This window comes from Sphaerotilus sulfidivorans (assembly GCF_013426975.1).
Classification (GTDB): Bacteria; Pseudomonadota; Gammaproteobacteria; order Burkholderiales; family Burkholderiaceae_C; genus Sphaerotilus; species Sphaerotilus sulfidivorans.
Genome location: NZ_JACCPY010000040.1, coordinates 23749 through 32053, shown reverse-complemented (window position 1 = coordinate 32053; position 8305 = coordinate 23749). Strand labels below are relative to the sequence as shown.

Annotated in this window: 8 protein-coding genes; 2 read left to right on the top strand and 6 right to left on the bottom strand. The window is 66.9% G+C overall.

The features are described from left to right. Positions 1-135: 135 nt before the first annotated feature. The 5 genes from urtE to urtA form a co-directional block, all read right to left on the bottom strand. Positions 136-828, bottom strand: coding sequence for an urea ABC transporter ATP-binding subunit UrtE (gene urtE, locus HZU84_RS17570; protein ID WP_149502667.1), 693 nt, complete (start codon positions 826-828; stop codon positions 136-138). Between the two features lie 31 nt (positions 829-859). Continuing rightward, complete coding sequence (gene urtD, locus HZU84_RS17565; RefSeq protein WP_149502666.1) at positions 860-1738, bottom strand: urea ABC transporter ATP-binding protein UrtD; 879 nt, start codon at positions 1736-1738, stop codon at positions 860-862. Next, entirely contained in the window at positions 1735-2856 is a 1122-nt protein-coding gene (gene urtC, locus HZU84_RS17560; RefSeq protein WP_244954417.1) for an urea ABC transporter permease subunit UrtC, read from the bottom strand. The genes urtD and urtC overlap by 4 nt, the downstream gene beginning before the upstream one ends. Before the next feature lie 11 nt (positions 2857-2867). Beyond that, positions 2868-4391 carry an urea ABC transporter permease subunit UrtB gene (urtB, locus tag HZU84_RS17555; RefSeq protein ID WP_149502664.1) on the bottom strand — a complete coding sequence of 508 codons (1524 nt, stop codon included), beginning with the start codon at positions 4389-4391 and terminating at the stop codon, positions 2868-2870. 179 nt (positions 4392-4570) lie between these two features. Continuing rightward, positions 4571-5848, bottom strand: a complete 1278-nt coding sequence (urtA, locus tag HZU84_RS17550) for an urea ABC transporter substrate-binding protein (RefSeq protein WP_149502663.1) — start codon at positions 5846-5848, stop codon at positions 4571-4573. A gap of 286 nt (positions 5849-6134) precedes the next feature. Here urtA and galU point away from each other — a divergent pair, with 286 nt between their 5' ends. Beyond that, positions 6135-7013, top strand: a complete 879-nt coding sequence (galU, locus tag HZU84_RS17545; protein ID WP_149502662.1) for a UTP--glucose-1-phosphate uridylyltransferase GalU — start codon at positions 6135-6137, stop codon at positions 7011-7013. Positions 7014-7026: 13 nt separating this feature from the next. Further along, entirely contained in the window at positions 7027-7413 is a 387-nt protein-coding gene (locus HZU84_RS17540; protein WP_037479230.1) for a DUF2177 family protein, read from the top strand. A gap of 144 nt (positions 7414-7557) precedes the next feature. Here the strand turns inward: HZU84_RS17540 and HZU84_RS17535 are convergent, their stop codons facing one another. After that, on the bottom strand, positions 7558-8271 hold the full coding sequence (locus HZU84_RS17535; RefSeq protein ID WP_149502661.1) for a PEP-CTERM sorting domain-containing protein: 714 nt from the start codon (positions 8269-8271) through the stop codon (positions 7558-7560). Positions 8272-8305: the final 34 nt, after the last annotated feature.

Below are 8305 nucleotides of genomic sequence, written 5' to 3'. Positions count from 1 at the left end.
CACCGCCTCCTGCTTGAATTCCAATGTGTAGCGCGCCCTCGGCGCAGCCTTCGGCTTCGTCATTTCCGCTCTCCTTGCTGACATTGCATCACTCAGCATGGGAGACGGTTTCTGGGGGCAAGGTCAGTTCTGGCCTCAAATCGACATCAGCCCCCGAACCCCCTCGGCCTCCATGTCACCCCCCCGCCCCCGCTGAATGATCTCCCCCCGCTCCATCACGAGGTACTGATCCGCCAGCTCCGCGGCGAAGTCGTAGAACTGCTCGACCAGCACGATGGCCATGTCGCCGCGGTCGGCCAGCATGCGGATGACGCGGCCGATGTCCTTGATGATGCTGGGCTGGATGCCCTCGGTCGGCTCGTCGAGGATCAGCAGCTTCGGCCCCGGCGCCAGCGCACGGGCGATGGCGAGCTGCTGCTGCTGCCCGCCCGAGAGGTCGCCGCCGCGGCGGTGCATGAACTGCTTCAGGATCGGAAACAGCTCGAACAGCTCGGCGGGAATCGGCGTGCGCGCCGGCCGGCTGGCCAGGCCCATGCGCAGGTTCTCCTCGACCGTGAGCCGGCCGAAGATCTCGCGGCCCTGCGGCACATAGCCCATTCCCTTGCGCACCCGGTCGTAGGAGGTGTCCTTCGAGATGTCCACGCCGTCCAGCGTGACGGCGCCGCTGCGGATCGGCACCACGCCCATCAGGCTCTTCAGCAGCGTGGTCTTGCCCACGCCGTTGCGGCCCAGCACGACCGTCACCTCGCCGAGCCGGGCCTCGAAATCCAGCCCGCGCAGGATGTGCGAGCCGCCGTAATACTGGTGCAGACCGGAAACCTTCAGCATCGCGTCGCTTCTTTCCTGATGAATCTGGGCGTCATCGGCCGAGGTAGACCTCGACCACCTTCTCGTTGGCCTGCACCTCGCTGAGCCGGCCCTCGGCCAGCACGCTGCCCTCGTGCAGCACGGTGACCTTCTTGCGCCCCTCGGTGAGCTGGTCGACGAACTTCATGTCGTGCTCGACCACCACCAGCGAGTGCTGGCCCTCCAGGCTCAGGAACAGCTCGGCGGTGCGCTCGGTCTCCTCGTCGGTCATGCCGGCCACCGGCTCGTCGAGCAGCAGCAGCTTGGGGTCCTGCATCAGCAGCATGCCGATCTCCAGCCACTGCTTCTGGCCGTGGCTCAAGAGACCTGCGGTGCGCTGCGCCTCGCCCTTGAGGTGGATGAGCTGCAGGATCTCGCCGATGCGGTCGAGCTGCTCGCCCGAGAGGCGGTGGAAGAGGCTGGCGCGCGCGCGCCGGTCGGCCTTGAGCGCCAGCTCCAGGTTCTCGAACACGCTGAGCTGCTCGTAGACGGTGGGCTTCTGGAACTTGCGGCCGATGCCGATCTGCGCGATGTCGTTCTCGCGCAGACGCAGCAGGTCGATGGTGGAGCCGAAAGAGGCCCGGCCGGCGTCCGGCCGGGTCTTGCCGGTGATGACATCCATCATCGTCGTCTTGCCGGCGCCGTTGGGGCCGATGATGCAGCGCAGCTCGCCGACATTGATCGCCAGGCTGAGCTTGTTCAGCGCCCGGAAGCCGTCGAAGCTGACGGTGATGTCGTCGAGGTAGAGCGCCACGCCCTGGGTGAAGTCGGGCTGGCCGGCCTGCAGCAGGCGGCCGAAGGAGGCATCGCCGCCGGAGGCGCCGGCCTGCTGGGTGCGCGCCTCGTGGCGCTCGCGCACCTCGCGCATCGATTCCATCAGGTCGGGCGTCATGCGCGGGTCTCCTTCTTCTTGGACGAGAACTTGTCGAACAGGCCGACGATGCCCTGCGGCAGGAACAGCGTCACCGCGATGAACAGCGCGCCGAGGAAATACAGCCAGAACTCCGGGAAGACCTGGGTGAACCAGCTCTTGGCGCCGTTGACGAAGAAGGCGCCCAGGATCGGGCCGATCAGCGTGGCGCGCCCGCCCACCGCCGCCCAGATCGCGATCTCGATCGAGGCCGCGGCGCTCATCTCGCCGGGATTGATGATGCCGACCTGCGGCACATAGAGCGCCCCGGCCACCGCGCACATCACCGCCGACAGCGTCCAGATCGCCAGCTTGTAGGCCAGCGGGTCGTAGCCGGTGAACATCACCCGGCTCTCGGCGTCGCGGATCGCCTGCAGCACCCGGCCGAACTTGCTGTGCACGATCCAGCGGGCCATCAGGTAGAAGCCGATCAGCGTCAGGCCGGTCAGCACGAACAGCATCATCCGGGTCTCGGGCAGCGCGATCGGCACGCCCAGGATGCGCTTGAAGTCGGTGAAGCCGTTGTTGCCGCCGAAGCCGGTCTCGTTGCGGAAGAACAGCAGCATCGCCGCGAAGGTCATCGCCTGCGTGATGATCGAGAAGTACACGCCCTTGATGCGGCTGCGGAAGGCGAAGAAGCCGAAGACCAGCGCCAGCAGCCCCGGCACCAGCACCACCATCGCCATCTGGAACAGGAAGCTGTCCGAGAAGGTCCAGGCCCAGGGCAGCTCCTTCCAGTCGAGGAAGACCATGAAGTCAGGCAGATCGCTCTTGTAGTTGCCGTCGCGGCCGATCTGGCGCATCAGGTACATGCCCATGCCGTAGCCGCCCAGCGCGAAGAACAGGCCGTGGCCCAGGCTCAGGATGCCGGTGTAGCCCCAGATCAGGTCCATCGCCAGCGCGCAGATGGCGTAGCACATGATCTTTCCGATCAGTGCCACCGCGTAGTCGCTGAGATGGAAGGCGTGGCCTTCAGGCACCACCAGGTTGAGCAGCGGCGCCAGCACCGTCACGGTGATGGCGGCGGCCATCACCGCCGCCCAGCCCTTCGGGCCGAGCAGCAGGCCGCGGCGCGGCGTCAGGTCCAGGGAAGAAGTCATCGGGATGGCACTCATGCTTCGGCACTCCGGCCCTTCATGGCGAACAGGCCTTGCGGACGTTTCTGGATGAAGATCACGATGCACACCAGCACCATGATCTTGGCCAGCACCGCGCCGGCGAAGCCCTCGAGGAACTTGTTGAGCACACCCAGGCCCAGCGCGGCGTAGACCGTGCCGGCAAGCTGGCCCACGCCACCGGTGACCACCACCATGAAGGCGTCGACGATGTAGCCCTGGCCCAGATCGGGCCCGACGTTGCCGACCTGGCTGAGCGCGCAGCCCGCCAGACCGGCGATGCCCGCGCCGAGGCTGAAGGCATAGGTGTCGATGCGTGCGGTCGGGATGCCGACGCAGGCGGCCATGCGGCGGTTCTGGGTGACACCGCGCACGAACAGGCCCAGGCGCGTCCTGTTGATCATCAGCGTCACGCCCGCCAGCACCAGGAAGGCGAAGGCGATGATGGCCAGCCGGTTGTAGGGCAGGATCAGGTTCGACATCACCTGCACGCCGCCCGACAGCCACGCCGGGTTCTCGACCGCGACGTTCTGCGCGCCGAACAGGCTGCGCACGCCCTGCATCAGCACCAGCGAGATGCCCCAGGTGGCCAGCAAGGTCTCAAGCGGGCGGCCGTAGAGCCAGCGGATCACGCTGCGCTCGAGTGCCGCACCCACCAGCGCCGACACCAGGAAGGACACCGGAATCGCCAGCACGATGTACCAGTCGAAGGCCCCGGGCAGGTACTGCCGGAACAGGTTCTGCACCACGAAGGTGGCGTAGGCGCCGATCATCATCAGCTCGCCGTGCGCCATGTTGATCACGCCCATCAGGCCATAGGTGATCGCCAGGCCCAGCGCCACCAGCAGCAGGATCGAGCCCAGGCTGGCGCCGGTGAACAGCACGCCCAGCCGCTCGCCCCAGGCCAGACGACCCTCGACCGCGTCCAGCGCCGTCATCAGCGCGCCGCGCACCGCCGGGTCCGTCTCGACGCCCGGGGCCAGGCGCTCCTGCAGCAGGCTCTTCACGGCCGGCTCGCTGCTGGCGGACAAGGCCTGCGCCGCAGCCAGGCGCTTGGCGACATCGGACGACGAGACCAGGATCGTGGCGCGCATCAGCGCCAACCGCGACTTCAGGCCCGCATCGCTCTCGGCGGCCCAGGCCTTCTCGATCAGCGGCAGCTGCGCCTCGTCGAGCGACTGCTTGCGCAACTCCTCGACCGCCTCGGCGCGCACCTTGGCGTCGGGCGAGACCAGCTTGAGCGCGCCCAGCGCGGCTTCGAGCGCGCCGCGCATGCGGTTGTTGTTGATGACGTCTTCGGCGGTGTCGGGCGCCGTCTTGTCGCCCTGGACGACGTAGACCTTGCCGTCGGCGGTCTTGACTTCGCCGTCCAGCAGGGCGCGCACGAAGGGGGCCAGCTCGGGGTCGGCGTCGGCGGCGGACTTGTTCAGCGCCGCGATGCGGGAATCGGTGTCGCCGATGGCGATGGCGGCGGCCTGGTCAGGCGTCAGCGCGTGGGCGACAGGCGCCAGGAGGGCCATGACCAGAAGGAGGAGTGTTCGCAGGTGGGTCACGGGGGTTGCAGGGTCACAGCGTGCGAAGACCCCCTCCCGACCTCCCCCGCTGGGGGAGGAGAAAGACAGAGGAGGATGGCTTGACTTGAGTTGAGCCCTCCCCCAGCGGGGGAGGGTTGGGAGGGGGTTCCCCTCCGCGGCTCACATCACTTCTTCTCAGGCACGTTCTTCTTGCCCTTGTTCTCGGCGATGTAGTCGCTCCACGGATCGGCGACCACCGGGCCCGGGGTCTTCCAGACCACGTTGAACTGGCCATCCGCCTTGATCTCGCCGATGAAGACCGGCTTGTGCAGGTGGTGGTTTTCCTTGTCCATCGTGGACGTGAAGCCGCCCGGGGCCTTCACGGTCTGGCCGGCCATCGCGGCGATGACCTTGTCGGTGTCGGTGGACTTGGCCTTCTCGACCGCCTGCGCCCACATCTTGATGCCGATGTAGGTGGCTTCCATCGGGTCGTTGGTCAGCGGCTTGTCCTTGTGGCCGGCGATGTTCTTGGCCTTGGCGTAGTCGCTCCACTGCTTGATGAACGCCGCGTTGGTCGGGTTCTTGATCGACATGAAGTAGTTCCATGCGGCCAGGTGACCCACCAGCGGCTTGGTGTCCACGCCGCGCAGCTCTTCCTCACCCACCGAGAAGGCCACCACCGGCACGTCGGTCGCCTTCAGGCCCTGGTTGCCCAGTTCCTTGTAGAAGGGCACGTTGGAGTCGCCGTTGATGGTCGAGACCACCGCGGTCTTCTTGCCTTCGCTGGAGAACTTCTTGATCTTGGCGATGATCGACTGGTAGTCGGAGTGACCGAAGGGGGTGTACTCCTCCATGATGTCCGACTCGGGGATGCCCTTGGACTTCAGGAAGGCGCGCAGGATCTTGTTGGTCGTGCGCGGGTAGACGTAGTCGGTGCCCAGCAGCACGAAGCGCTTGGCCGAGCCGCCGTCCTTGCTCATCAGGTATTCCACCGCGGGGATGGCCTGCTGGTTCGGCGCGGCACCGGTGTAGAACACGTTCTTCGACAGCTCTTCACCTTCGTACTGCACCGGGTAGAACAGCAGCGAGTTCTTCTCTTCGAACACCGGCAGCACCGACTTGCGCGACACCGAGGTCCAGCAGCCGAAGGTCACGGCAACCTTGTCCTGGTCGATCAGCTGCTTGGCCTTTTCGGCGAACAGCGGCCAGTTGGAGGCCGGATCGACCACGACCGGCTCGAGCTTCTTGCCCAGCACGCCGCCCTTGGCGTTGATCTCGTCGATCGTCATCAGCGCGACGTCCTTCAGGACGGTCTCCGAGATGGCCATCGTGCCCGACAGGCTGTGCAGGATGCCGACCTTGATGGTGTCGGCGGCCTGGGCCAGCATCGGCAGCGTGGTCACGGCGACGCCCAGGGCGACGGCGCTGAGCTTGGCGGCAAAGGAGCGACGGGAAGCTTGCATGACAGGTTGACTCCGGGAAGAGGCTGAGAAGCTGACGGGTTGCGTTGGCAGCGTTGGAATGGAGTCAGTGTCGAAGTCGCGGCCGATTCGTGAAATACGCCGGATGGCGTAGTGTTTCTCCCCCCTGGATGTGCGCGACAGCGCGCGGCAGCCGATCAACTTTCATGCAGTCCCCCTGGCTCTGGTGCAGACTGCATGGCAGCAGTCTTGCCTTTCCCTCGCCCATTCACTCTCCCCTTTCCCCTTCTTCTGCAACGTCAAGCCAAGAGCACGGAGCGCACACGTGATGACGACCAAGATCACCAAGGCCATCTTTCCCGTGGCGGGTCTGGGAACCCGCTTCCTGCCGGCCACCAAGGCCCTGCCCAAGGAAATGCTGCCGGTGGTGGACAAGCCGCTGATCCAGTACGCGGTCGAGGAGGCCTATGCCGCCGGCATCCGCGAGATGATCTTCGTCAACGGCCGCAACAAGCGCGCCATTCCCGACCATTTCGACACCGCCTACGAGCTCGAGACCGAGATGGAGGCCGCCGGCAAGACCGAGCTGCTGGAGACGGTGCGCTCGATCAAGCCCGACGACATGCACTGCATCTACCTGCGCCAGCCCAAGGCCCTGGGCCTGGGCCACGCGGTGCTGTGCGCCGAGCCGGTGGTGCGCGAGGAGCCCTTCGCGGTGCTGCTGGCCGATGACCTGATGGTCGGCGAGCCGCCGGTGCTCAAGCAGATGGTCGAGCAGTTCCGCGAATGGCGCACCTCGATCCTGGCGGTGCAGGAAGTGCCGGCCGAGCACACGAAACGCTACGGCATCGTCTCCGGCCGTCCGGTGGGCGATCGCATGCTCGACCTGACCGGCATCGTCGAGAAGCCGGCGCCCGAGGTCGCGCCCTCGCGCCTGGGCGTGGCCGGTCGCTACATCCTGACGCCGGGCATCTTCAAGGAGATCCGCAACCAGCCGCGCGGCGTCGGCGGCGAGATCCAGCTCACCGACGGCATCGCCGGCCTGCTGCGCCGCGAGAAGGTCTTCGCCTACACCTACCAGGGCCAGCGCTACGACTGCGGCAGCAAGGAAGGCTTCCTGCAGGCCAATGTCGAGCTGGCGCTGGCGCACCCGACGCTGGGCGCCGAGTTCAAGCGCTATCTCGACGCCCGCTACGGCGTGGCCTGAGGAAGATCGCCCGATGCTGTGGCTGAAGGCCTGGGGCGCGGCGCTGCTGGCCGTCGGCGTGCTCGACGCGCTGTGGCTGGGCTGGCTGGCGCGCGGCTTCTATGTGCGCGAGCTGGGCGACCTGATGACGCCGCAGGTGCGTGCGCTGCCGGCGCTGCTGTTCTATGTCGGCTATCCCGCCGGGCTGGTGACGCTGCTGCTGTGGCCCCGGCCCGACGCGATGGGCGAAGCGGTGCTGCGCGCCGCACTGATCGGCCTGCTGGTCTACGGCACCTACGACCTGACCAACATGGCGACGCTGCGCCACTGGAGCCTGCGCCTGGCGCTGGTCGACATCGCCTGGGGCACGCTGGTCAGCGCCGCTGCCGGCGCGGCCGCCTTCGCGGCCACACGTCCCTGATTCCAGCCCCCTGGTTCCAGCCCGGAATCCAGGCCAAAAAAAAGCCGCTCCCGGCATGGGAGCGGCATCAAAGGTACGGATTGAAGAGACAAAAGAGCAAGAACAAAGAGCGACGGTCGGCAGGGGGACCGACCGGAAGATCGATCAGGCGCGCGGGCGCGACCTGACACGAACCAGCACGCCGAGGCCCAGGGCCATCAGCGCGAAGGATGAGGGCTCCGGCACCGAGGCGACGGAGAAGTCGATGGCCACCAGCGGCGCATTGCTGCCATCGATGCTGTAGCGATTGCTCAGCGTGAACTGCAGATGCTGGGTGCCGGCCGGCAGCGCAAAAGGCTGCCAGCCCGAGTCGCCCGACCAGCCGGCCGCCAGGATGTCGGACGCCCGCCAGACATCGGGATTGGCGGTGTCGCCGTCGTAGACCACGGACACGCTGTCGTCGTAGGCCGGAATGCCCGGGCCGGCGTCCGAGTAGAAATAGTCCGCCGTCAGCAGACGCAGGAACAGCTTGTCGCCAGCCGCCGAAGGCAGATCCAGCGTGAACTCCGCCTGGCTGCTGTGGCTCACCGGCGTGGTGGCGCCGGTCGCGGGCATCGGGCCCATCTGCAGCAGACCGAAGTAGCCGCCGCTCACCGGCGTGACGGTGGTGGTGTAGGCAAACGACGGGTCATGATCGTCGGTCAGCGTGACGGTGTAGCTGCCCTGCGCCGTCAGCGTCACGCCATCGGCGCTGACCGTCCAGCCCTGCGTGTCGCCCGACTCGAAGCCGGCCGGCGCAGCATGTGCCGGCAGCCCGCCCAGGCACGCGGCCAGAGCCAGCGCGGCGGGCTTGCACAGTGACGACAGTGACTTGAACATCGGGTTTCTCCTGAAACTGCAGGTCCGTGAGATC

What these genes read in the sequence shown, in the direction of transcription:
- urtD (WP_149502666.1), bottom strand. Translation starts at nt 1,738, where the DNA reads ATGACGCCCGACCTGATGGAATCGATGCGCGAGGTGCGCGAGCGCCAC.
- urtA (WP_149502663.1), bottom strand. Translation starts at nt 5,848, where the DNA reads ATGCAAGCTTCCCGTCGCTCCTTTGCCGCCAAGCTCAGCGCCGTCGCC.
- HZU84_RS17540 (WP_037479230.1), top strand. Translation starts at nt 7,027, where the DNA reads ATGCTGTGGCTGAAGGCCTGGGGCGCGGCGCTGCTGGCCGTCGGCGTG.
- urtE (WP_149502667.1), bottom strand. Translation starts at nt 828, where the DNA reads ATGCTGAAGGTTTCCGGTCTGCACCAGTATTACGGCGGCTCGCACATC.
- urtC (WP_244954417.1), bottom strand. Translation starts at nt 2,856, where the DNA reads ATGACTTCTTCCCTGGACCTGACGCCGCGCCGCGGCCTGCTGCTCGGC.
- urtB (WP_149502664.1), bottom strand. Translation starts at nt 4,391, where the DNA reads ATGGCCCTCCTGGCGCCTGTCGCCCACGCGCTGACGCCTGACCAGGCC.
- HZU84_RS17535 (WP_149502661.1), bottom strand. Translation starts at nt 8,271, where the DNA reads ATGTTCAAGTCACTGTCGTCACTGTGCAAGCCCGCCGCGCTGGCTCTG.
- galU (WP_149502662.1), top strand. Translation starts at nt 6,135, where the DNA reads ATGACGACCAAGATCACCAAGGCCATCTTTCCCGTGGCGGGTCTGGGA.